General features: G+C 69.5%; 15 protein-coding genes and 1 pseudogene. 6 read left to right on the top strand and 10 right to left on the bottom strand.

Annotation, left to right across the window (positions count from 1 at the left end):
• Positions 1 to 165: 165 nt before the first annotated feature.
• Together ENSA5_RS23200 and ENSA5_RS23205 are read left to right on the top strand one after the other, a co-directional pair.
• Positions 166 to 2,490, top strand: a complete 2,325-nt coding sequence (locus ENSA5_RS23200; RefSeq protein WP_106393876.1) for an MFS transporter — start codon at positions 166 to 168, stop codon at positions 2,488 to 2,490.
• Positions 2,491 to 2,501: 11 nt separating this feature from the next.
• Positions 2,502 to 4,388 carry a hypothetical protein gene (locus ENSA5_RS23205; protein ID WP_106393877.1) on the top strand — a complete coding sequence of 629 codons (1,887 nt, stop codon included), beginning with the start codon at positions 2,502 to 2,504 and terminating at the stop codon, positions 4,386 to 4,388.
• Here ENSA5_RS23205 and ENSA5_RS23210 read toward each other — a convergent pair whose 3' ends face one another.
• Genes ENSA5_RS23210 through ENSA5_RS23220 form a run of 3 tightly spaced genes read right to left on the bottom strand, consistent with a single transcriptional unit; the run spans position 4,389 to position 9,729 of the window.
• Positions 4,389 to 5,984 (bottom strand): TolC family protein, encoded by a 1,596-nt coding sequence (locus ENSA5_RS23210; protein WP_181198055.1) that lies wholly within the window; start codon positions 5,982 to 5,984, stop codon positions 4,389 to 4,391.
• Positions 5,981 to 7,309 carry an HlyD family secretion protein gene (locus ENSA5_RS23215; RefSeq protein WP_106393879.1) on the bottom strand — a complete coding sequence of 443 codons (1,329 nt, stop codon included), beginning with the start codon at positions 7,307 to 7,309 and terminating at the stop codon, positions 5,981 to 5,983. Before ENSA5_RS23215 ends, ENSA5_RS23210 begins: the two co-directional genes overlap by 4 nt.
• 2 nt (positions 7,310 to 7,311) lie before the next feature.
• Positions 7,312 to 9,729 (bottom strand): ATP-binding cassette domain-containing protein, encoded by a 2,418-nt coding sequence (locus ENSA5_RS23220; protein WP_106393880.1) that lies wholly within the window; start codon positions 9,727 to 9,729, stop codon positions 7,312 to 7,314.
• A gap of 151 nt (positions 9,730 to 9,880) precedes the next feature.
• Between ENSA5_RS23220 and nhaR the strand changes: the two genes are divergently transcribed.
• Both nhaR and ENSA5_RS23230 read left to right on the top strand, forming a co-directional pair.
• Positions 9,881 to 10,783 (top strand): transcriptional activator NhaR, encoded by a 903-nt coding sequence (gene nhaR, locus ENSA5_RS23225; protein WP_106393881.1) that lies wholly within the window; start codon positions 9,881 to 9,883, stop codon positions 10,781 to 10,783.
• 216 nt (positions 10,784 to 10,999) lie between these two features.
• Entirely contained in the window at positions 11,000 to 13,237 is a 2,238-nt protein-coding gene (locus ENSA5_RS23230; protein WP_146156023.1) for a DUF3160 domain-containing protein, read from the top strand.
• Between the two features lie 214 nt (positions 13,238 to 13,451).
• Here ENSA5_RS23230 and ENSA5_RS23235 read toward each other — a convergent pair whose 3' ends face one another.
• The 3 genes from ENSA5_RS23235 to ENSA5_RS23240 form a co-directional block, all read right to left on the bottom strand.
• Positions 13,452 to 15,467 carry a 5'-nucleotidase C-terminal domain-containing protein gene (locus ENSA5_RS23235; RefSeq protein ID WP_106393883.1) on the bottom strand — a complete coding sequence of 672 codons (2,016 nt, stop codon included), beginning with the start codon at positions 15,465 to 15,467 and terminating at the stop codon, positions 13,452 to 13,454.
• Positions 15,468 to 15,593: 126 nt separating this feature from the next.
• Positions 15,594 to 15,716: a hypothetical protein gene (locus ENSA5_RS39320; RefSeq protein ID WP_258182990.1), complete on the bottom strand. Its 123-nt coding sequence runs from the start codon at positions 15,714 to 15,716 to the stop codon at positions 15,594 to 15,596.
• A 219-nt stretch (positions 15,717 to 15,935) separates the two neighbouring features.
• The gene (locus ENSA5_RS23240; protein ID WP_106393884.1) at positions 15,936 to 18,122 is read right to left on the bottom strand and encodes a choice-of-anchor D domain-containing protein; all 2,187 of its coding nucleotides are present in this window, start codon (positions 18,120 to 18,122) and stop codon (positions 15,936 to 15,938) included.
• A gap of 212 nt (positions 18,123 to 18,334) precedes the next feature.
• Here ENSA5_RS23240 and ENSA5_RS23245 point away from each other — a divergent pair, with 212 nt between their 5' ends.
• Positions 18,335 to 18,757 carry a hypothetical protein gene (locus tag ENSA5_RS23245; RefSeq protein ID WP_106393885.1) on the top strand — a complete coding sequence of 141 codons (423 nt, stop codon included), beginning with the start codon at positions 18,335 to 18,337 and terminating at the stop codon, positions 18,755 to 18,757.
• 10 nt (positions 18,758 to 18,767) lie between these two features.
• Here the strand turns inward: ENSA5_RS23245 and ENSA5_RS23250 are convergent, their stop codons facing one another.
• Positions 18,768 to 19,340, bottom strand: a complete 573-nt coding sequence (locus ENSA5_RS23250; protein ID WP_106393886.1) for a hypothetical protein — start codon at positions 19,338 to 19,340, stop codon at positions 18,768 to 18,770.
• A gap of 4 nt (positions 19,341 to 19,344) precedes the next feature.
• A pseudogene (locus ENSA5_RS23255) lies at positions 19,345 to 19,635 on the bottom strand (DUF427 domain-containing protein); the annotation flags it as partial.
• A gap of 46 nt (positions 19,636 to 19,681) precedes the next feature.
• Here ENSA5_RS23255 and ENSA5_RS23260 point away from each other — a divergent pair.
• Positions 19,682 to 20,716, top strand: a complete 1,035-nt coding sequence (locus ENSA5_RS23260; RefSeq protein WP_106393888.1) for a hypothetical protein — start codon at positions 19,682 to 19,684, stop codon at positions 20,714 to 20,716.
• A 68-nt stretch (positions 20,717 to 20,784) separates the two neighbouring features.
• Here the strand turns inward: ENSA5_RS23260 and ENSA5_RS23265 are convergent, their stop codons facing one another.
• Positions 20,785 to 22,581 carry an ABC transporter ATP-binding protein gene (locus tag ENSA5_RS23265; protein WP_106393889.1) on the bottom strand — a complete coding sequence of 599 codons (1,797 nt, stop codon included), beginning with the start codon at positions 22,579 to 22,581 and terminating at the stop codon, positions 20,785 to 20,787.
• A gap of 118 nt (positions 22,582 to 22,699) precedes the next feature.
• Positions 22,700 to 23,524 (bottom strand): SCO family protein (locus tag ENSA5_RS23270; RefSeq protein ID WP_219906842.1); only part of this gene is annotated, 825 nt, incomplete at its 5' end.

Here is a 23,524-nt window from a genome sequence, read left to right on the forward strand (position 1 = left end):
TGCCCGTCCTCGCCCCCGTCCTCCCCACAGCCGAGCGCCAGCGCTGTCCCAATGGCCAGGCCGGGCAAAGGCCCCCGGGCCGCTCGGAGGAGTCGCCTCACTCGGGCATTGTACGTAAACCCCGGCCGAGGGGGTACCTTCTTCCCCCTGATCTGAGCCTAGCCCATGCAACAAGCCGCGCCCCAACTCAACTATCGCCGCCTCGTGTTCGCGACAGCGCTGTGCTGTCTGATGTTCGAGCTCGTGCTCGCGCGCCTCGTCGACTTCCACCTCGGGGCCGACAACGCCTACCTCGCCCTGCCGATCGCCTTCCTCGGGCTCGCGCTCGGCAGCCTCTACATCCACTTCCGGCCCGCGACGCTCGAGAAGTTCAACATCCAGCGCGAGCTCGCGATCCTCGTCACGCTGTGCGTCGCCGGGCTGCTGTTCGCCTTCGTCCTGTTCAGCTGGGTGATGCCCGTGACCTCGACGATGGTCATCGCCAAGCAGCTCGACTATTTGGCCAAGAAGACCGCCGTGTTCATCGTGATCATGGTCCTGCCCTTCTTCAGCTTCGGGCGGATCCTGACCTCGATGTACCAGCTGCGCCGCGACGAGATCGGCTCGATCTACGCCGCCGACCTGCTCGGCGCGGCCCTGGCCTGCGCGCTGACCCCGGTCGCGTTCCACTTTGGCGGGCTGCCGACGGTCGTGATCGTGCTGATCGTGCTCTCGTTCGTGCCGCTGCTGCTCGCGTGCCCCGACAAGCGCTCGCGGATCATGGTCGCCGTGGTCGGGCTGGTCGTCGCCGTCGGGTCCGAGCGCCTCGTCGACTACGCCGATCGCACGGTCTCCTACGAGCAGTGGGGCACCAAGGGCACCTACGTCGAGCTCGAGCGGGCCTGGAACGAGCACTCGCGCGTGGCCCTGGTCAAGCGCTTGTCCCCGAAGAAGGGCGGCAAGCCGAGCTACGCGATCATCCACAACAACTCGCGCAGCAACGTCCACGTGTGGGGCTACCACGACCGCGACCGTGAGGCGCGGATCCTTCAGGGCATGGACGCGGCGTGGGTCATGGGCCGCGAGCCCAAGAACATCCTCGTGATGTTCGCCGGGACCGGCGCCGAGATGATCCGCTTCGACGAGCTCTCCCACCGCCAGGCAACGATCACCGGGGTCGAGATCAACGGCCTGGTCAAGAAGCTCGGGCGCGAGAGCGAGGCGATCCAGAGCTACAACATCGCCGAGTTCCTCGATCAGGACCGCATCAACCTCGTCATCGACGAGGGCCGCCACTTCCTGACCACGCGGCCCGAGGGCACCAAGTACGACCTGATCTACCTCGGGTCCAACGCCGCGACCACGGCGACGACCGGGTACACGACCAAGTACCTCGACACCGTCGAGGCCTACCACACCTACCTCGACCTGCTCGCCCCCGGCGGGACCATGATCTTCGATCACCAGCCGCTGCAAAAGCGGATGTTCAACCTCCGCGAGGTCTTCGTCCAGCGCGGCCTCGAGGACTTCGAGAACCGCGTGATCGTCGTCGACGATCCCAACCGCGGTGACGACGACATGATCCTCTCGCCCGACGGCTTCACCGACGAGGAGATCGAGAAGGTCTGGGCGGCCGCGCGGAGCAAGAACAAGAAGCTCAGGCGCAGGATTCGCTACCTCAAGGCCAAGAACGTCCGGGGCCAGAGGTACCGCGACGCGATCGAGGGCGCGCCCGGCGAGACCTTCGTCGACGACCGCCCCTTCATGAAGGATCTCAACCGCGACGAGTACGAGCTGATCCCGCCCGAGGGCAAGAAGAAGACCCTCGCCTGGTACATCACCTGGATCAAGATCACCACGGTCGTGATCTTGTCGGGCATCGCCTTGCTCTTCATCGGCGTGGCCGCGCTCAAACGCGACTCCCGAGCCCCGATCCCGGTGCTCTTTTATCTGCTGGTCACGGGCTTTTGCTTCATGCTCTGCGAGGTCGCGATCATGGCCAAGCTCGAGCTGTTCTTGACCCAGCCCTTGTTGAGCATGGCCGCGGTGCTCTCGCTGTTCTTGCTGACCAGCGGGGTCGGCAGCGCGATCTATCCGCGGCTCGAGAAGCTCCACGACACCCGCGTGATCGCCGGGCTCGCGGTGATCGCCGTCGTGATCGTGATGTTCGTGCTCGACTGGATGGTCGGCAACCTGCTCTACCTGCCGGTCGCCCTCAAGCTCGTGCTCGCAACGGTCGCAACGGCGCCGCTCGGGGTCGTGCTCGGGCTGTTCTACCCGCACCTGGTCTCGTGCCTGGTCGATCAGGATCGGGCCCAGACGGTCTCGATCAGCTACGGGCTCAGCACGCTGTCGAGCGTGGTCGGCTCGGCCTACGCGCTGGCCGCGATGATCGACGTCGGGTTCAACGCGCTGCTCAAGCAGGCGGCGCTCGGCTATGTCGCGCTGCTCGTGATCGCGTTCGTCTATCAGGCCGCGGGCGGCAAGTGGCTGTCACGGGTCCGGGGCTGATAACCTCCGGCGTGGACCCAGCGTCGCCGCTCGACCCTCGGGCCCCGTCCACGCCGCCCCCCCAAGGTCGCGTCGAGGATCGGAGCCCCCAGCTCGGCCCCGGTCCGGGCGAGCCCGAGGCGACCCGCGCCCGCTGGTGGCTGGTCGCCCTCCCCTATCTGGCGATCGCTTGCTTCGTCACGCTCCGGGTCTGGGTCGACTTCGCCGAGCCCCAGCGCAAGGCGCCGGAGTGGGTCACGAACATCTATGCGGACCGCTGGGCCCTGTACCGGGTCATGGCCTACACCTGCTTGCCCCTCGCGCTGCTGGCCGCGGCGCGGCTCCACGCCGGGACCCGACGCTGGCTGGCGAGCGCGTGGGGGCGCCGGGCGACCGCGGCCCTGCTCGGGGCCGCGGTCCTGTTCACGGGCCTCAACTACACCTACTTCGCCCGGATCCTGCGCCAACCCGGCTGGGTCCAGACCCACGACAGCTTCCACTACACCCTCGGCGCCAAGTACTACGCCGAGCTCGGCTACACCGAATTCTACGACTGCGTGCTGCTCACGAAGGTCGGTCGCCGCATGCCTGCCAAGGCCAGGATCCGCGACCTCGAGGACTACACCTTCGGGCGGGTCAGGCAGGCCCGTCAGCGCCTGGCGAAGGACGACACCTGCCGCCCCCGATTCAGCGAGGCGCGCTGGGCCGCGTTCGAGGCCGACATCGAGGGCCTGTTTCGCCGCGCGAACAAGCCCAGCCGGATCAACTCGCGGACCCTGGGCGACAAGGGCTACAACGGGACCCCCCTCCACGCCTTCGTGATGGGCAAGCTCGGCCAGGCCGTGGGGACCCTCGACATCGTCACGGTCGCGCGCATGTCCCTGATCGACGTGTGGGGGATCTGTGCGATCGGCTTTTTCCTCTGCCTCGCCTTTGGTTGGCGCGTGGGGATGCTGTCCTCGGCCTACTACTTCGTGGCGGCGGCCGACCGCTTCGACATGATCGGTGGATCGCCGAGCCGCTACTACTGGGTGATCCTCCTGGCCCTCGCCGTCGCCGCCCTCGCGCGCGAGCGGTGGGCCCGGGCGGGGGTCGGGCTGACGGTCTCGACGGCCCTGGTCGCCTTCCCCGTGTTCTTTTGGCTCGGCGCGGCCGCGTCCTTCGTCGGCGAATTCCTGCGCGGGCGCTCCGCCTCGGGCAAGCGCTTCCTCGCCAGCTGTGTGATCGCGGGGGTCGTGTGCCTCGGGCTCGGAGCCGCGCACGGCGACGGGGTCCGCAACTACACGAACTGGGTCGACGACATGCGGATCCACAGCGTCGACTTCAAACCCCGCGACCTCGAGCCCGGCCCGCTGACCGCGACGCCCGGGTTCGGCCTCGGGCTCAAGTTCGCGATGATGCACTCGGTCCGCGAGGACGACCGACGCACGCGGGCCGATCGCGTCCGTGAGTACCGACGCGTCCGCGCGCCCTACAAGACGCTGGGCTGGTTCCTGATGCTCGCGGCCTTGGTCGTCGCGACCCGGCTGCGGCCGGCCGCGGCCTGCGTCTTGGTCGGGTGCCTGGGCTTTTGGGCGCTGCAGGGCACCGTCGGCTACTACTTCGTGTGTGCGTCGCTGCTGCCCTTGTTACTCGCGGCGGGCTGGCGATCTGGAGCGCAGGCCAGCGCGATCGAGGCGCTGGCGCCGGGCCTGAGTCCGGCGTCGCGCGACCGCTGGGCGCCGATGATCTGCGCGTCGCTCGAGGTCGCGCTGTGGATGATCAATTTCCACGCGCTCTACGAGCTGGCCAAGACCGAGGACCGAGCCAAGATGCTGCAGGTCGATCTCAGCCTGGGCTTGGGGGTCTGGATGGTCGCCGCCCTCCTCGCGTTCGCGTGGTTGGGTCGGCCGCTGCGCTCGCTGCGGGCTCGGGCCTGATCAGTCCCGCTCGACCTGCAGCCCCATCGCGACGTCGAGCTGGGCCTTGGCCACAAAGTAGTCCGCGAGCGCCTCGACCTGCTCGCGCGCCGCCGTGGCCGTGGCCAGCTCGCGCAGGTTGACGAGCAGAAGGTCGCCCGCGCCGAGCTCGAAGCGCCGCAGCTCCGCGCGGGCCAGGGTCTGGGCGAGGTCGACCTGCTCACGGGCCAGCTGCGCCCGCTGGTAGGCCGCGGCGAGGGCCGAGTGCGCGTCACGAACGTCAACGGCGACGCGGTCCCGAGCAAAGCGCAGCTTTGCGTCGATCTGACCGAGCTCCGCCCGCGCGGCCTGAAGCTGCCCCCGAGCCTTGCGAAGCGGGATCGGGACCTCGATCTCGACCATCGCGACGAGCTCGGCGGGCAGGCGATCCGCGGGCCCGGGGCCGATGTCCTTGGCTGCCCAGGCCGAGAGATCGATCGCCGGGCTGCGCAGGTTCTTGGCCAGGCGAAGCTCGACCTCGGCCTGCTCGCGGCCCGCGTGGACCGCCGCGAGGTCCGGGCGCCGATCGACCGCGGTCTGGATCTCGGTCTCGATGTCGACGACCCCAGGCGGCGCGAGCTCGGGGAACGCGAGGGGCAGGCGCTCGGCGCCAGCGAGGTCGGGCTCGCCCCTCGCGTCGCGCAAGAACAGCGAGAGCTCGAGCGCCGCCGCCTGAAACTCGCGCTCGGCCCCGACGACCCGGGCCTCGCGCGCGAGGATCACTCGGCGGTTGTCGGTCCCGACGATCGCCTCGACCTCGCCGAGCTCGATCTGCCTGCGCAGGCCGCCGTCACGCTCGAGGGCGATCCCGAGCAGCGAGCGCTCGATCTCGAGCTCGAGCCCCGTCGTGACCCAGATCCAGTAGGCCTTGGCCGCCTTGGCCTCGAGCTCGAGCTGCTTGGCGTCGCGCTCGAGCCCGGCGCGCTGCTGGCCGATCCGCGCCTGGCTGATGTCGGCCCGGGTCCGATCGATCGGCCCGCCCTGCCAGACCGGGAGGCTGACCCCGGCCCGGAGCTCCCCCGCGTCCGCGGTCCGGAGCTTGCCATCGTAGACCGCGAACTCGCCGAGCCCGAGCCGCCAGCCGGACCACACGCCCAGGCCCCACAGCGGCGTCGCTTGCTCGACGCGGACGTCGACGAGGCCGTGCTGGTAGTAGCCGAGGGGCTGGATCAGCCCGCGCATCGCGACTTTGGTGTCAAAGCCCCCGCGGGCGCCAAGCAGCTCGCCGTCGGCGGCGTCGATCTTCTTTTGCGCCGCGACGAGGCGAGGGTCGGCGGCCGCGACGGCGTCGAGGACCTCGGCGAGGGTCAGGACCTCGGTCCGGGTTTGGACCGCCGTCAGCCCGCTCAGGCCCGAGCTCTCGGCGACCGGCGCGAGCTCGACCTCCTCGGGATCGCTGCGTCGAAAGTCATCGCCGGGGCCCTCGCCCGCGCCCTCGCTCAGCGCGGCCGTGAGCAGCGGCGCAGGCGGGTCGGCGGCCAGCGCCACGCCCGACGCCAGGCCCAGGGCGAGCCCGACCAAGCCCGCGAACAAAGGGTGCAGGCGCGCGCCGAGCCAGCGCTCGCCTGGCCGACTCACGCTCCCCCCTCGCCGCCGCCGGGCTCGGGGCTCACGACCGGCGGGAAGCCGTTGAACTGGCGCCACATCTCGAAGCCCAGGCTCACGCGCTCGAGCAAGATCCACCCGTTGGCGCGGACCCCCTGGCGCAACCACCGGCTGTCCGGCCACGGCTCGTCCCCGCCCGCGGGCGACACGACCACCCGAAAGCGACCGTACGCGTCGGCGGTCGCGTCGACGAACTCGACGACGCCCGGGAAGGTCCCGACCGCGGCCGAGGGCCAGCCGACGAACTGGACAGCGGGCCAGCCCTCGAACTGCAGCCTGACCTCGCGGCCGGGCGTGACCAGCGGGCCGTCCTTGCCGTCGACCCACAGCTCGACGGCGCTGGCGGTGAGATCGGGGACGAAGAGCGCGAGCGGGTCGCCCGGCCCGAGCATCTGCGCGTCCTGCTTGGCGATGATGCTGAGGATCGTGCCGTCGCGGGGCGCCTCGACCGACATTCGCCGCTGGCGAGCGAGGCGCGAGTCGACCTTCTGGACCTCGGCCTCGACCTTGGCGAGCTCGGACTCGGCCTTGCGCAGGGACTCGCGCGCGCCCTCGATCGACGCGCTCGCGTCGGCGCCGACGTGGTCACGATCGGCGTCGAGGGCCCCGACCTCGCGCCTGGCCGCGGTCAGGGTCGCGCGGGCCCGGTCGAGCTCGGCCTCCTTGGTCTCGAACTCCATCTCCGCCAGCTCGAGCTGGCGCTTGGAGGTCAGGCCCTCGTCAAACAGCGCGCGCTGGCGCTCGAGGTTGAGCTTGGCCGTGCGCTTGGCCGCGACCGCGGCGTCGACGGCCCGCTCGGCCCCCTCGCAGCGATTGCGCGACATGTCGACGCGCAGGTCCGCCGACATCCCCTTGGCCTCGCGAGCCAGCTCGAGCGCGGCGATCCTGGCCTTGGCGACCTCGACGGCGCCCGCGGCCGCGCTCGCCCGAGCCAGGGCTGCGTTTCGCTCGCGCTCGATCCTCGCCAGGATCTCCGGGTCGTTGTCCGACAGCTCGGCGATGATCTCGCCCGCGCGCACGCGGTCGCCCTCTTGGACGTGCCAGCTCCGAACCCGACCCGCGATCGGGGCCTCGACGACCTGCTGGCGCTCGAGCGGCGCGTAGGCGATGACCCGGCCCTTGCCCGGGACGCTCTGCTGCCACGGCGCGAAGACCAGCGCCAGGACCAGCAGAGCGAGGCCGACGCCGAGGATCCGCGCGACGACCCGCGCGGCGCGGGGCGAGCGGCTCGCGAACAGGCTCGGCCGGGCGTGGTCGAGGGCCGAGGCGAAGGCGAAATCGTCGAGACGAGCGCTCATGATCAGCTTGGGCGGGGGTCCAGGTCGCCGCGGCCCCGCAGCTGCGGGTCCCCGGAGACTGTCTTTGTCGTCTCCAAGACTCGGGCCTTTGGCCCGACAACCTCGCTGCGCTCGGCCCCAAGGTCCCCGGAGACTGTCTTTGTCGTCTCCAAGACTCGGGCCTTTGGCCCGACAACCTCGCTGCGCTCGGCCCCAAGGTCCCCGGAGACTGTCTTTGTCGTCTCCAAGACTCGGGCCTTTGGCCCGACAACCTCGCTGCGCTCGGCCCCAAGGTCCCCGGAGACTGTCCTTGTCGTCTCCAAGACTCGGGCCTTTGGCCCGACAACCTCGCTGCGCTCGGCCCCAAGGTCCCCGGAGACTGTCTTTGTCGTCTCCAAGACTCGGGCCTTAGGCCCGACAACCTCGCTGCGCTCGGCCCCAAGGTCCCCGGAGACTGTGATGACCACCAAGGTCCAGGGCGCGTCGGCGGCGAACAGGTGGTCGAGGAGTCGAGCGTGGGCTTCGGCGTTCAGGCCGAGCCCGTCGAGGGCGCCGTCGAGGATCAGCAGCCGCGGGCGTCGCAGCAGGGCCTGGGCCAACATCAGGCGGCGCGCCTCGGCCTCGCGCAGGGGCCAGCCGCTGGGCAAGAGCGAGCTGCGCAGCCCCTCGGGCAGCGCGTCGACCCGCTCGCGCAAGCCGACGAGCTCGAGGACCTCGCGGATCGCCGCCTTGTCGCGCGGGACCAGACGCGGATCGAGGTTGTCGAGGATCGAGCCCGCGACCAGCTCGACGCCGCGGACCAGAGCCACGTCGGCGCGCAGGGCCTCGAGATCGAGGCCCGCGAGCGCGCAGCCGTCGACGCGCAGATCGAGCTGCGCCGGGTCGCCCAGCCCAAACAGCGCGTCGCACAGCTCCGAGCGCGCAGGGCTTCGACCGACGAGGACGAGCTTGTCTCCGGGCGCGAGCGCGAGCAGCTCGGTGCCCGCCTGACGATCACGCGCGACGAGCTCGAGCGGACCCGCGCCCGCGAGCAGCTCGCCGCCGCCGCGCTCGAGCGGCATGTCGACGATCTTGCCGATCTTCGCGACCGAGGCGGTCGCGTCGTAGAAGCTCTCGAGCTGCTTGCCGAGCTTGCCGAGCCCGGCCCCGATCGCCGTGACCACGAGCTCGGCCGCGACGAGCTGGCCGAGGGTCAGCTGGCGCCGGATCACCAGCCAGCCGCCGATCCCGAGCAGCGCCGTGCTCGCGATCGCCTGCAGCCCCACGCCGCCGCCGAGCTGACGCAGCAGCCGCGTGAAGTGATCCCCGCGCGCCCGCAGCCACTCGCGGATCAGCAGCTCGGCGCGGGCGTCGGCGAAGGCCCGCGCGCCCGCGTCGGCGAAGCGCAGCGGGCTCGCGGCCAGATCTTCGAGCCAGGCGGCGACGGCGTACTTGTGCTTCGACTCCTCGAGGCTGCTCGCGACCGCGCCGCGACCGGCGACGACCACCACGAGCGCGACCGCGATCAACAAGGCGAGGTCGAAGGCCAGCAGGATCGGGTGATAGAAGGCCAGCAAGACCATGCCCACGGCCATCTGCAGGGCCAGGGCGAGGCCGTCGAGCAGCAGGGTCGCGCCGGCTTTTTGCAGGGTCAGCACATCGAAGAAGCGGTTGGCCAGCTCCGGCGCGTGATACTCGCGACGGACCTCACTCGCGAGGCGCGGGAACCTCCGGGCAAAGTCCGCGGCGGTGTCGACGAAGAGCCTGCGCTGGAGCGCCTCGACGACCAGCGCCTGGAGCACGCGCAGGACCGCCACGAAGCCCAGACACAGCGCCAGCAGCAAGCTCAGGACGACCAGAGGTTGGAGGACCGAACCAAAGGCGACCGTGTTGACCAGGGCCTGGACGGCGACCGGGACCGCGAGGCTCATGCCGCCGATCGCGACGGCGTAGACGAACACGACGCCGAGGTCCGCGCGCTCGAGCCGGGCGAGGGCCAGCAGCCGCCGAAGGGGACCCAAGCGGCCCTCGGGACCGACGACCGCGCGGGCCTCGAGCGACGCGAGCGGCAGCAGCGGCTCGGCGCGAAGCCAACGCGGGGCCTCGAGCTCGGTCGCGCCGAACTCGAGCTCGAGCCACGCGTCGAGCTTGCCCCGGCTCATCCGCCGCCGCCGCTCGCCGCTCTCGTCGATCACCACGAGCTCGAGCTTCCGCCCCCGGCGACCGAGCACGACCACAAAGCGCCCCGACCGGCCGCCGGGGATCCAGGTCAGCGACGGCGCGCCCCCGGTCACGAGCGCCTCGGGGGCCACGCTGCCGAGGCGCAGACCCGCCCCGCGACCCGCGAGGCCCAGGCTCCGCAGCAGGTCGCCGCGGCCACCCGCGAGACCCTCCGCGGCGGCCTCCCAGGCCGCGCGAGGCTCCAGGCTGACCCCGGCAGCGTGGGCGACGAGCTCGAGCACTCGAGTCAGGGGCTCGGCCGGCCAAAGGTCGGCGTCGACGGACGTTTCTAGCGCGCTCGGCGGCAATCCAACGCAGTTGTAGCCTTGATAAAACTTCCAACAAATAGAAAATTCGACAGTCTGACTTAGATTTTCTAGAAGTAATTGCGCGATGGAAGGCTGGATCAACTACCACCACCTGCTCTACTTCTGGATGGTCGCCAAGGAGGGCAGCATGGCCGAGGCGGCCAAGCGCCTGCGCGTTTCACAACCGACGATCAGCACCCAGATCCGGACCCTCGAGCGGGCCCTCGACGTCCAGCTCTTCGACCGCTCGGGCCGGCGCCTGGTCCTGACCGAGGTCGGTCAGGTCGCCTTTCGCTACGCCGAAGACATCTTCAGCCTCGGCCGCGAGATGGTCGACGTGCTCCACCAGCGCCCGACCGGGCGGCCCCTGCGGATGGTCGTCGGCGTGACCTACGTGATCCCCAAGCTCGTCGCCTACCGGCTGCTGATGCCGGCCATGAGCCTGCCCGAGGGGCTCCACGTGGTCTGCCGCGAAGACCGCTTCGACCGCCTCCTCGGCCAGCTGTCCCGCCACGAGCTCGATCTGGTCCTGTCGGACGTGCCCCTCGGGCCCGAGATCTCGGTCAAGGCCTACAACCACCTGCTCGGCACCAGCGGGATGACCTTCTTCGCCGCGCCCGCGCTCGCCGCCAAGTACCGGCGCGCCTTCCCCGGCTCCCTCGACGGCGCGCCCTTCTTGCTGCCCTTGCCGGGCAGCTCGGCCCGGCGCGAGCTCGATCGCTGGTTCGACAAGCAGGGGCTACGGCCGGAGGTCGTCGGTCAGTTCGACGACAGCGCGCTGCTCAAGGTCTTCGGCCAGCGCGGCGTCGGCGTGTTCGCCGGGCCCTCGGTGATCGAAAAGGAGATCAAGCACGACTACGGCGTGAGGGTCGTCGGTCGGACCGACGCGATCCAGGAGCGCTTCTACGCGATCACCGTCGCGCGTCGCCTCGAGCATCCGGGCGTGGTCGCGATCTCCGACTCAGCCAAGACGACGCTGTTTGGCTGACGGCCTCCGGAGACACCGCGCGCTCTTCGAGACAAGGACTCCGGCACCCGGCCGCTCCTTTTTTCCGGGCGTCGACTGTCAACCTCGTTGACGATCGGGGCCCGATCCGCCAACTCGAACCGCAATCTGTGCAGCGTCCCTGCGCTCACGCCCGCAACGCTTGGTCGTGCGCTTGGTCGTGCGCTTGGCCTGGCACGTGCAGCTTCAGTGAGCACCATGCCTGCGCCCTTCGCTGACATCAGGTCGAGACTGCTGCTCGTCGCGCTCGCCGCGACCCCTGCCTGCGTCGACGCGCCGCCAAGCCCCGACGTCCTCGACGACCCTCGCTGCTTTGGGGCCAACGCCGAGGCCGCGCTCGCGGACGGCGCGAGCTTCGACTCGGTCTGGTCGAAGGTCCGCGAGGCGGGCGCGGCGATGGAACCGGCTACTTTCGAGGCCTGCCACGCTGGCGAGGAGAGCTTGGCCAGCGTCGCCTACGACGTGACGAGCGCCGACTACCTCGACGTGATCGAGGGCGAGCTCGGGTTCAGCGCCGACCAGGCCGAACTGCTCGCCAACAACGGCTTCGTGGTCCTCGATCACCAGCGTCACCGGACCTTCGAGGCCGCCTACTCGAGCCTCTACGCCGCCGACCTCCCGGTCCTCGTCACGAGCGACAGCCTGCTCTACGCGCTGCATCGGTCCTTTGATCGGATCTTGATGGAGCTCGAGCTCGCCGTGCTCCAAGGCGAGGTCGAGCTGATGCTCAGCGAGATGCACAGCGCGCTCGCCGAGCTGGCGGTGCCGCCCGAGCTCGGCCCGGCCGCGCGCGACCTCGACGTGTACCTGGCCGTCGCGCGCTCGCTGCTCACCCAGGACATGACGCCCCAGCCGACGATCACGGGGGCCGAGGCCGACGAGCAGGTCGCCGCGATCCTCGACGATGTGGCGGCCGAGCAGCTCGCGACCCTCGACCTGTTCGGCGCGTCGGCGGACTACGACTACTCCCAGCTCCAACCCCGCGGCCACTACGTCGGCCCGCTCGAGCCCTACTTTCGCGCGCTGATGTGGATCGGCCGCACGCAGATGCCTCTGATCGACTCCACCAAGGGCGAGGCGCGGCTCAATCGCCGCGGGCTCGAGGCGGCCGTGTTGACCGGCGAGCTCCTCGACCAGGGGCCGCGCGCGCGCTGGGATCGCGTCGAGCTCGTCCTGCGTCAGCTGATCGGCGAGCCCGACAGCATGTCGCCCGCGACCCTCGATCTGTACCGCGCCGACGCCGGGCTCGGCGATCTCCAGGCCCTCGCGGCCGCCGACGATGCGGAGCTCCAAGCCGCGCTGCTCGCCGGCGAGTACGGCGTCCAGCGGATCATGTCGCAGGTCATCTCGACCCAGGCCCACGCGGCCCAGGTCGAGCTCCCGCAGGTGTTCTCGCTGCTCGGCCAGCGCTTTGCGGTCGACAGCCAGGTCATGCACGCGGTCACCTTCGACCGCCTCCGCGATCCCCAGACCGGGGCCAAGACCCTGCGCATGCTCCCCCATGAATTCGACGTCGCGTTCGCGCTCGGCTCGAAGCTCGCGGGCGAGCTGCTCGCCGACGAGCTCGACACCTACGGCTACCAGGGCGTGCTCCACGAGCTGCGCTTTTTGATCGACGCCCACCCCGACAGCTTCTGGCGCGAGAGCGTCTACAACGGCTGGCTCCACGCGCTCCGGGGCCTCGACGCGCCTACCGAGCAGGCCGACTACCCCGCGGCCATGCAGACCGAGGCCTGGCGCCGCAAGACCCTCAACACTCAGCTGGCCTCGTGGGCCGAGCTGCGCCACGACACGATCCTCTACACCAAGCAGTCGTACACGAGCGCGATCAGCTGCGAGTACCCCCAGGCCTACGTCGAGCCGGTGCCAACCTTCTACGCGCGCATGGCCGAGGTCGCCGCGCAGGGCGTGTCGCTGGCCGCGACCCTCGCCAGCCAGGGCCACCCCGTCCCCGAGGTCGAGGCCTACTTCGAGCACATGGCCTACGTGATGGGGCGGCTCGAGAGCATCGCGAGCAAGGAGCTCGACGGCGTCGCGCTCGACGAGGACGAGTGGGAGTTTCTGCGCGCGACGATCGAGGCCGAGAAGGTCGGCTGCGCCAATGAGCTTCGCTACGACGGGTGGTACGGCGGGCTGCTCTACTCCGTCGAGGACCACGGCGACTTTCGCCCGACGATCGCCGACATCCACACCGCCCCGACCGACGCCGAGGGCCGGTCCGTGGGCTGGGTCCTGCACGCGGCGACCGGGTACGCGCGATCGATGGTGTTCACCGTCGAGGACTGCGGCGGCGTTCGGGCCTACGTCGGGCCGGTCTCGACCTATCACCGCAAGCTGACCGAGGGCTTGGAGCGCCTCGATGACGGGCAGTGGGCGACCGAGCTCGATCAGAGCCCGCCGGAGCCGCCCGAGTGGACCCGGGCGTTCGCGCGCTAGAGCACCCCGGGCTGCTCGCGCTAGAGCACCCCGGGCTGCTAGTCCTGAATCAAGCGCTGCGCGCTCGACTCAGGCCTTCTAGTCCTCGAGGGGCCTTTCAAAAAGGCCCCTCGCTGCGGCGGCAAAGCCCCCTCCGCTCACCCCAAACGCTCGCCTTGCGGCTCGTACTAGCCCTAAATCATTCAGCTTTTTGAATTCAGCGCTTGATTTAGGGCTAGTAGTCCACGCAGTCGGGCTGCTGGCTGTGGTTGCAGCCGTCGGTGCCGATGTACTCCTGGGTCGAGTACTCCTCGATCGGCAGCTTGGTCATCGGGCTGTAGCCCTGCACGTAGTCGACCCAGCCCTGGGCGTACTCGGTGTAGGTGTTGACGTAGGCGCCCATGTCCACCAGCACGCCGAAGGTGTCGTAGCCGTCGAAGCCCTGGGCGATGAAGTCGTTGGTCACGACGGTGTAGACCGTGTCCATCTCGATCGGAACCCAGGCGCCCTCGACCCGCGGGTTGACCTCCACGTTGCTCACCCGGCTGCCCTCGTTGGCCGAGGCGTCGACGGTGAAGCGGATGCCCGAGGCGTAGGGGTAGGAGCCGGTCGAGCCCGAGTCGTCGAGGTGGTTGGACAGCCCGTCCTCGAGCACGGCGACGATCTCGGCTCCGGTCATCTCCATGGTCACGAGGGTGTTGGAGAAGGGCAGCAGGTCGTAGGCGTCCGCGACGGTGTAATCGCCAGCCTCCATGGTCTGGCGTACGCCGCCGCCGTTTTGGATCGCAAAGTCGGCGGTCGGGGTCACGGCCATGAAGGCCTTGGCCACGAGGTTGGCGATGTCGCTGCCGTTTTCGTAGGTCGCGTCGGTGCAGCCAAGGTCACCGGACTGGCCCTGGCCGGGGAAGCGCTCGAGGCACAGCTGGTCGTCGGAGCTGCCGATCACGGCCATCTCGAGCACCGAGACCTCTTCGTCGAAGGTCGAGAGCAGCGCGGCCGCGTCGGCGTCCTCTTCGATGACGACGAGCTCCTCGTAGGCGCTCAGGGCCGCGAGCACGACGTCGCGGTCGGCGTCCATCAGCGTGAGCTCCTCCTCCTCGTCCTGGTCGTTGGTGAACTCGTAGACGAAGTCGACGCCGTCGATCGGCATGCGCGGCGAGCCGCTGCAGCTGGTGACCAGCCCCTCGGCGTCGAAGTCGACCTGGAGCTCACCGAGGAGGTGGCTGTACTCCCAGGCCTGGACCACGCATACCGGGTTGCCCTCGGAGTCGGTGACCTCGGTCGGGTAGTCGCCGCCGACCTGGAAGCCGAGCGCGGTGAGGTTCTCGCCCCCGAGCAAGGTGTGCGAGTCGCCGCCAACGATGACGTCGACGCCGCTGAGCTTGGCGGCGAGCTCGAGGTCCTGCTGGTACTGATAGTGGGTGACGAGGATGATCTTGTCGACGCCCATCCCCGTCAGCTCATCGATGTACTGCTGCGCGGTCTCGGTCTCGTCGAGGAACTCGGTGCCCTCGTCCGGCTGCGAGGAGACCTTGGTCTTTTGCGCGATGTCGATGCCGATCAGCCCGACCTGCTGGCCGCCGACCTCGGCAATGACGTAGGGCTGGATGTAGCCCTCGACGATGGCCGAGTCCTCGCCAGGCACGACGTTGGCCGCGAGCACTGGGGAGTTGCAGTCGCCCTCGGCCAGGAAGTCGAGGAAGGTTGCCAGCCCGGAGTCGCCGTCGTCGAACTCGTGGTTGCCGAGCGCAAAAGCATCGAAGCAGATCCTATTCATCATGCCGGCGTCGGCCTCGCCCGAGAACAGCGTGTAATAGAGCGTCCCGGTGATCGCGTCGCCGGCGTGGATCTTGAGCACGTTCTCGCTCTCGGCCTCGAGCTGGGCGAAGAGCTCGATCAGCATCGGCATGCCGCCGTAGGTGACCTCGATCTCCTCGAGCGGGGTGTCGTTGGTGTCGGCTGTGGCGTTGAGCTCGAGCCCGGAGACGTCGAAGCCGAAGCCGTCGGCCGCGAGGTGCGAGTGGTGGTCGTTGATGTGCAGGATCGTCATCGAGAGCGGCGCGTTGGTGTCGCCGTCGCCGTCTCCGTCTCCGTCGCCGTCGCCGTCGCCGTCGCCGTCGCCGTCGCCATCTCCGTCGCCGGTCTCCGACTCGTTGCCCTCGTCGCCGGGCGCATCGTCGCTACAGCCGAGGTTCGGGCTCAGGGCGAGCAGGCCAATCAAGATCAGGGGCAGCTTGTTCGAGAGGTTCATGGCGGACTTAGAGCACCTCACCGATCGCCTCGCCAGCTACAAGCCAGCTACAAGCCGGCCGCGAAAAGGTGACACCGACGAGCTGCCATCGCCGCGTCACCGCGCTGCCACGTTGTGACCTCCGCGCTACACGTGCAGGTGGACCTCCTTGATGATCTTGCCCGTGTAGGGGCACTGCCAGCGGCCGGTCGCGACCTCGCACTCGCGCTTGTCCTCGAAGCCCACGGGCTCGTAGGACTCGCGGATCAAGACCTCGGTCCGCGCGTCCTAGCAGCCCGGGGTGCTAGCACCCCGGGCTGCTAGCAGTCGTGATCGGCATCGATCCAGTGCGGCCAGGCCTTCGAGGTCGACGACGACGATGACGACGATGAAACCGCCGACGAGTACCGCGTGCCCGAGGTCCGTTCTGGGGTTGTCCGGACGACGGGGGGCACGCGGTACTAACGAGATCTTCGCAGCTACGCCGCGCTACAGCCCGTACTGCCCGACGATGCGGAAGCTGTGCACCGTCGCGCCGTTGTAGACCAAGCGCGCCGAGGTCATCGCGCCGGGCCGCATGCATGCGATCGAGAAGATCACCGGCGAGCTCATGTTTGCGATGCTGGTCTTGTGCTGGATCGCGAAGACCCCGTCGATGATCAAGCTGACGCCCTGCCAGCTGTACTGACCCCAGCTGTTGCCTGGTGGCAGCACCTCGACGTAGGTCGTGCCCGCGCCCGGCACCGTAGCCGTGCCGCCGTTGGCGACCTGCATGCCTCGGCCCTGGCCGTGGTTGTTGGTGTGGACGTACCAGGCGCCGCCGCCTCCGTAGCCACCGCCGCCGCCTCCGTAGCCACCGCCGCCGCCGTGGCCGCCACGTCCGCCACCGCCCGTGACGGTGACGTTGACGTTGAAGCTCGGCTGGTTTGGATCATCCGTGCGCAGCGTCAGCGTCGTCTGGTTCGAGCCAGTGTTCAGGCGGTGGACCAAAAACAGGATCAGCCGCCCGCCCGGACGAATGACCCGGGGCAGGCTCGGTGCGCGCCCCGAAGGCGTACCGACATCACCAGTGAGCATGAAGCCCTGCGGATTGCTCACAGTCGCGCTGTGTACGGTCAGGTTCGACTCACCGCCGTTCTCGACGTAGTAGCAGAGCGTGACGTAGCCGTAGGACACCTGCCCGGTCTGGTTCTGGTCGAAGTCGACCCGCTGGCCGTTGCTCATCACCACGTCGAAGATGCGGCTGTGGCTGTAGTATTGCTTGACCACCAGCTGCTGCGGCCGCTTCGGCGGCGGCGGCACGATCGCGCGACCGGACAGGTTGAAGGTGTAGTTGCCCTCGTCGGGGTCGTCGCTGCCGATCGAGATCTGCGCGAACCCGACCGCGCCGCTTTGGGGCTCGAAGGTCACGGTGAAGTCGACCGACTCGCCCGGATTGAGGGTCCGCGTGAGCGGCGAGGGGCTGATCGAGTAGGCGCCGTCGCCCTGCAGGCTGACGGCCCTGATGTGCAGCGCCGCCTCGCCGTTGTTGCCGATCGTGAAGGTCTTGCGCACGGCCGGGCCGCCAACGGTCGCGCTGCCCATGTCGACGCTGCCGTGGTAGGCGACGATCGCCCCACCGCTGCGCAGCACCAAGTTGGGCTCGGTCGCCAGCGCGGTGCCTTCGAGGTTCAGCTCGAGATCGGGCCCGGCGTCGCTGCTGACGATCAGCTTGCCCGGCTTGGGCCCGGCGCTCGTGGGCGCGAACGCGATCTCGAAGTCCACGCTCTCGCCGGCGGCGAGCCGCTTGGGCAGGGTCGGGAGCTCGCGCAACTCGATCTCACCTCCGGGCGACAGGCTCAGCGTCGAGACGTTCAAGGGCGCGCCGCCGCTGTTGGTCAGCGTGAAGCTGGTGGCCGCGTCGGCGCCGACGTTGAGCTTGCCGAGGTCGTAGCGGCTGCCCGAAGCCATCGCCGTCGCGCCATGGAGCAGCTCGAGCTTGGCCTTGGCCACGCCCTCACCGGCGAGCTGCACCTTCAAGGGATGATCGAGCCCCTCGATCGAGATGCTCAGCTCACCGTTGAGCTTGTCGACGACGGCGGCCTCGAACGAGACCTTGAACTGCGCCTCGCCGCAGGCGTCGACCGACGAGCTCGGCTGCTCCTCGACCACGAACGCCGGTGCCCCGGCGCTCACGTGCACGACCGGACTGCCCTGCAGCACCAGCCTGGCGTCCGAGCGCCGATTTTGGAGGGTGAAAACGACCGTCTGACGGCCCGAGCCCAGCACCTGCACGCCGAAGTCGTGCACGCCGTCGCCGCCGGGCAGCAGCGTCGAGGTCACCCAAGGATCCGGGGTCTCGAGCGGATAGGTGTAGCTGTCGACCTCCTGACCACCGGCGTCGTAGAGCTTGCCGGTGCCGCCCTTGTTGCCCCACACCGAGGTCTTCGAGCCAAAGCTCGAGCCGTCGTTGTTGGGGTCCATGTTGGTGTAGATGCGCCGACGCTGACCGGGCTGGAGGATCGTTTTGTCGGGGAACACGAACTTCTGGCTGTTGGTCGCGCTGGCCGGGCCAGCGTCGATGAGCCAATTCGAGATATCCACCGCCTGCTCGCCGTCGTTGACGATCTCCATGAATTCGTCGGCTTCGGTCCTGGCGATGATTCCGTCGTAGAAGATGGTGCTGATCTTGATCATGGTGCCTCGTTGAATGAAGCTCCAGTGCGAGCGCGCCCGAGTTCTGATCCAAAAAAATTGTTTCGATCTAGCGACCCGACCTCGCGACCCAGTTCCGGCCACGGGAGATGTTGGGCAAGCTCACATCGGGGCGAGGAGCGGACGCGCGCGGCCAGCTTGCCGCTTCGACTCCGCGCGTGTCGACTTCAGCCGTTTTCAGCTCCTTTCAGCCCATGTCAGGGCACTGGTCCGCCTCGCTGCACAGCGAGAACTCGCCAAAGCACTCGTCACAGGTCGAGCTCGCCTACGAGGACGCGGCCGACGCCAAGACCCGCCAGGGCACGGCCGCGTTCGCGCTCGTCGATCGCCAGTCCGCCGGGCTCGGCCTGACCCGCGGGGAGCTGCTCGTCGATCAGGCCACGACCCTGCGCCGGGCGATGGGGCTGCACCACGAGCGCAACGATCAAGAGGGGGCCTACCAGCTGGTTCGGGCGCTCGGGTCTCGCCTGCGCAGCGCTGCGGATCCGGGCCTCGCGCCAGAGGTCGAGCTCGTCGCCCACCTCGAGCAGACGCTGGCCCGGGCGTCGGGCCACGCGGGTGAGGGGCCCTCGGTCGAGGCGATCGACCCGATCACAGGCTTGCCGCCGCAGCCCTGAGCCGGCGTTGTCAGCGGTGCGGATCCGACTCGGCCGTCATCAGGGTGACCAAGATGACCCCGCCCGAGTCGCCATACTCGAGGTGAACGCTCCATGTCGGCCGGTACCACTTGTCCCAGCGCGCCCCCTGAGCGTCGGGCTCGCCGAGCAGCGCGCGCGCGCGATCGGGCGAGTCTCCGAACGCGACCCCGCCCGGCATCGCTCCCGCGTAGTCCGTATAGCCCTGGTGGCCCTGGCCGTGGAGAAACACGGTGCTGATCCGGCCGCGCTCGATCAGCAGCTCGACGCCGCGAGCCTTTGAGCCCAGGTAGCGGGCACCGTCGGCGAACAGCGACTCCTCGGGCGGGGCGCCGTCGAACAAGCGCTCGACAGCGGGGTCTTCGGCAGCCACACCGAGCAGCTGCTCGGCCGCGGTATCCGGCCGCGCTTCGGGGGCCGTGGCGTCGGCCGAGACCGCCTCGATCGGCATCAGCGCGGGCGCTGCCTCGGCGCTCGGCTCGGGCGCGGCCGCAGCCGGGGCGCGGGCACAAGCGAGCACGCCGAGGCAGCAGGACAGCGCGATCAGGGCCCGAAGCGTCGTCATACCGCTACTCGACCACTTCGACCCCACGCCAAAACGCGACGCGATCTTTGATCTGCGCAGCCGCGGGCTTGGGCGAGGGATAGTACCAGGCCGCGTCGGCGTTGCGCTGCCCCTCGACCACGACCGTGAAGTAGCTCGCCGTGCCCTTCCACGGGCAGACCGTCTGCTTGTCGCTGGCGATGAAGTGCGCAGCGACGATCGCATCGCGCGGGAAGTAGTGGTTGCCCTCGACGACGACGGTGTCGTCGCTCTGAGCAATGATCGTGCCGTTCCAGATCGCTTGCATGTGTCCGCCCGTCGGGTCGCAGGACTACCCAAGTCGCAGTATACATTCATGGTCAATGCGCGCCGTCGAGGATCCCTACCGCCCCACGCAGGAGGCCCTCGTGGTTCCGGCACGCAAGCTCGCGGGCCCCAACCACTTCCGCGCGACGCTCCACCTCGGGAGCGCGCTCGCCGTCCTGAGCGTGTGCGGGTGGGCGCTGACCACCGCCCTCGGCGGAGAATTTGCGTGGGCGATCGGCCTGCTGATGGGCCCGGCCCTGCTCGACCTCGTCCGAACCGCCCACGAGCTGAGCCTGCGCCATCGCGTGCTCGTCGACAGCCGCGGGGTCGAGCTGGAGTGGGCCGAGCCGGCGCCCTGGCGGCCGTGGATGCGGCAACGCAGCGAGGCGATCGCCTGGAACAAGCTCCACTCGGTCCGCAGCTCGACCTTCGACAACACGACCAGGCTCACGCTTCACCGCGCCGACGGGCCGAGCGTCGAGATCGGCCACGGGGTCTACGACGTCGACGCCCACATGCTCCAGCGCCTGCTCCTCGACGAGCGAGACGAGCGGATCGAGGCGCCGCGCCGGCTCGCCGCCGACGTCGCCGGGTTCTGTCGCGAGCGCTTCGCTACCCCGGTGACCCTCGAGCTGCGCCCGGCGGTCGGCCCGCGCGTGATTGGATCGATCCTCGCGGCGGTGACCCTCGCGGGCGCGGCGATCATCGGGTTCACGATCGGCGGCCTCGCCCACGCGGTCGTCACGGCGCCGGGGGTGCTCCTCGCCGGGTTCCTCACTCATTCCGTGTGGACCGAGTCGAACCCCCGCGTCATCCAGCTCGGGCGCGAGGGCCTCGCGCACGGCCCCTCGCACGAGCGCCTCGAGCTCCTGCCGTGGACCGAGATCCGCTTCGCCCGGCCGGCGATCGTCAACCGCGAGGTCGTCTCGGTCCGGATCGCCACCCACAGCGGCCGCGACATCGTCCTGACTGGCGACTACGGCGTGCCGCTCGACGAGCTCGCGGCGATGATCTCACCGAGCGTGGACGTGGTCCTGGCCATTCGTGGCGCCCGCGCCCGCGCCCGCGCCCAGCTCGACCGCGGCGCATGAGCGCGCCCCCTGGGCGCTGGTCCCGGGTCCCGGGTCCCGGGTCCCGGGGCCCGGGTCCCGTGCTCGGCTCAGGCAGCCTCGCCGGTCTGGACCCGCCACAGCGCCGCGTACAGGCCCCCGGTCGCGACGAGCTCGACGTGAGTGCCCTGCTCGACGATCCGCCCGCGCTCGAGCACGAAGGTTCGGTCGGCGCTGCGCACGGTTGAGAGGCGGTGGGCGATCACGATCGTCGTGCGCCCCTTCGTGATCCGCTCGAGCGAGCGCTGGATCGCGGCCTCGGTCTCGTTGTCCACGCTCGAGGTCGCCTCGTCGAGGATCAGCACGGGCGGATCCCCGAGCACCGCCCGGGCGATCGAGACCCGCTGGCGCTGCCCGCCCGACAGCTTCTGCCCGCGCTCGCCGACGACCGTGTCGTAGCCCTCGGGCAGCGCCATGATGAACTCGTGGGCCTCGGCCGCCTTGGCCGCCTCGACGATCTCGTCGAGGGACGCGTCGAAGCTGCCGTAGGCGATGTTGTCGCGCACGGTCCCGTGGAACAAGAACACGTCCTGACTGACGAGGCCGACCGCCCGGCGCAGGCTCGGAAGCTCGAGCTCGCGGACGTCGACGCCGTCGAGGCACACGCGCCCGGCCACGACGTCGTAAAAGCGCAGCAACAGCTTGATCAGCGTGCTCTTGCCGGCCCCGGTCGCGCCGACGAAGGCGACCGTCTGCCCGGCCTCGATGCGGACCGACAGCCCGCGCAGGATCGGCACGGGCGCCGCGTCCTCACTCGTCCGGCCGTAGTGAAACTCGACATCCTCGAAGCTGACCTCGCCGCGAACGTCCTCGACCGCGAGCGCGACCTCGCCCGAGACGATCTTGGCCTCGGTGTCGAGCAGGTCGAGCGCCCGCGTGGTCGAGGCCATCGCGCGCTGATACTGATCGAGCAGGGTCCCGAGCCCCGTCAGCGGCCACAGCAGGCGCTGGGTCATGAACACGAGCACGCTGTAGACGCCGAGGTTGAGCTCGCCCGCGAGGGCCAGCTTGCCGCCGTAGACCAAGATCGCCGCGAACCCGATCACGATGACCATCCGGATGCCCGGCACGAAGGCCGAGCTCAGCCGGATCGCGCTGCGGTTGGCCGCCTCGTAGGCGCGGCTGCGGAGCTCGATCTGCCCGACCTCGTAGTCCTCGGCCGTGAAGCTCTTGATCGTTGCGATCCCGCCGAGGTTGTTGACCAGGTGCCCGTTGAGCTGCCCGACCCGCTCGCGGACCTCGGCGTAGCGCGGCTCGAGCCTGCGCTGGATCCAGACCGAACCCGCGATCACGACCGGCATCGGCAGCATCGTCATCCACGCGACCGAGGGCACGACCGCGAGGAACAGCCCGCCAACCACCACGATCGTCGTCACCAGCTGGATCGCCGTGTTGGCGCCGTCGTCCAAGAAGCGCTCGAGCTGGTTGACGTCGTCGTTGAGCACCGCCATCAGCCCGCCCGTGCTCCGATCCTCGAAGTAGGCCAGCTCGAGGCCCTGGACGTGACGGTAGAGATCCATGCGCAGCTCGTGCTCGATCGTCTGGGCCAGGCGCCGCCACTTCAGGGCGTAGGCGTACTGAAACAGCGACTCGATCGCCCAGGCCGCGAGGGTGAGCCCGGCGAGGATCCACAGCTGGGCGCCGACCTCGGCGTAGCCGAGCAGCGCGATGAACGAGTCCTCGCGCGAGACGACGATGTCGACCGCGGCGCCGATCAAGACCGGCGGCGCGAGGTCGAACACCTTGTTGAGGACCGAGTAGAGCGTCGCGGCTCGGATCGCGCGGCGGTGAGGTCGCGCGTATCGGAGCAGGCGCGCGAGCGGCTTGGTCGTGCGGGGATCGGCCATCGCAGACGACGGCTAGCACGGAGGCTCACCCGGCGCGAGCGACCGGCCCTGCGTGGCAAGCTCGCTGACGGCCGCCGGGGTCCGAGATCTCTCGCTAAACCTGAATCAAGCGCTTGATTCAGGCCGAGCCCTCCTCGTTCTCGAGCATCGTGATGTCGGCGGCCAGGCGGCGCATCTCGGCGCGGCTCAGGCTGCTGTAGATCCCGCGGAGGTGGCCCCCGCGGTCGATGAGCACGAAGTTGTCCGTGTGCAAGAAGTCGTCGTCGGACTTGGCCCGGCCGAGGTCTTCCTCGACAAAGTAAAAGTTGCGGCCCAGCTCGTAGATCAGCGCGCGCTCGCCCGTGGCGAGGTGCCACTTGCCCGAGATCACGCCGTTGCGCGCAGCGTACTCGTGCAGCACCTCCGGGGTGTCGATGTCGGGCGTGACCGAGTGGGACAGGAACAACACGTCGTCGTCTTCGGCGAAGGTCGCCTGCAGCTCGGCCATGGCCTCGGTCATCTTCGGGCACAGCGAAGGGCAGCTGGTGAAGATGAAGTCCGCGACGTAGATCTTGCCCGCGAAGGTCTCGGCCGTGATCGTCTCGCCGTCTTGGTTGGTGAGCTCGAAGTCGCGGATGGTGTGGAAGCCGTCGAGCTTGGCCGGGTCGCCGTCGAGCCAGCGCGGGTCGAACTGGGCGTTGTCGTAGTAGGGCAGGTGCTCCAGCGTGGCCTCCGACGCCGCCGCCTCGGCGACCGGCCCCGACGCCTCGCCGGTGTTGCACCCGAGCAGCCCGGCGAGCCCGAGCCCGAGGCCGAGCCCGAGCCCGAGCCTGAGCTTGCTAGCAGCCCGGGGTGCAATGCATCGTGTCGCCTCGCGCCGGAATTTTCGCCGAGGGCGCGAAGCCAAAACGCCGCTGTACCGGGCGTACTGCAAGTTTTGGCGACAAAGCCCTCGGCGAAAAGG

This window comes from Enhygromyxa salina, from assembly GCF_002994615.1.
Taxonomy (GTDB): Bacteria; Myxococcota_A; Polyangia; order Nannocystales; family Nannocystaceae; genus Plesiocystis; species Plesiocystis salina_A.

Bases quoted from the DNA above. Each gene is read 5' to 3' on its own strand.
- ENSA5_RS23250 (WP_106393886.1), bottom strand. From the start codon at position 19,340: ATGACGACGCTTCGGGCCCTGATCGCGCTGTCCTGCTGCCTCGGCGTG.
- ENSA5_RS23240 (WP_106393884.1), bottom strand. From the start codon at position 18,122: ATGATCAAGATCAGCACCATCTTCTACGACGGAATCATCGCCAGGACC.
- ENSA5_RS23235 (WP_106393883.1), bottom strand. From the start codon at position 15,467: ATGAACCTCTCGAACAAGCTGCCCCTGATCTTGATTGGCCTGCTCGCC.
- ENSA5_RS23245 (WP_106393885.1), top strand. From the start codon at position 18,335: ATGTCAGGGCACTGGTCCGCCTCGCTGCACAGCGAGAACTCGCCAAAG.
- ENSA5_RS23230 (WP_146156023.1), top strand. From the start codon at position 11,000: ATGCCTGCGCCCTTCGCTGACATCAGGTCGAGACTGCTGCTCGTCGCG.
- ENSA5_RS23260 (WP_106393888.1), top strand. From the start codon at position 19,682: ATGCGCGCCGTCGAGGATCCCTACCGCCCCACGCAGGAGGCCCTCGTG.
- ENSA5_RS23265 (WP_106393889.1), bottom strand. From the start codon at position 22,581: ATGGCCGATCCCCGCACGACCAAGCCGCTCGCGCGCCTGCTCCGATAC.
- nhaR (WP_106393881.1), top strand. From the start codon at position 9,881: ATGGAAGGCTGGATCAACTACCACCACCTGCTCTACTTCTGGATGGTC.
- ENSA5_RS23215 (WP_106393879.1), bottom strand. From the start codon at position 7,309: ATGAGCGCTCGTCTCGACGATTTCGCCTTCGCCTCGGCCCTCGACCAC.
- ENSA5_RS23200 (WP_106393876.1), top strand. From the start codon at position 166: ATGCAACAAGCCGCGCCCCAACTCAACTATCGCCGCCTCGTGTTCGCG.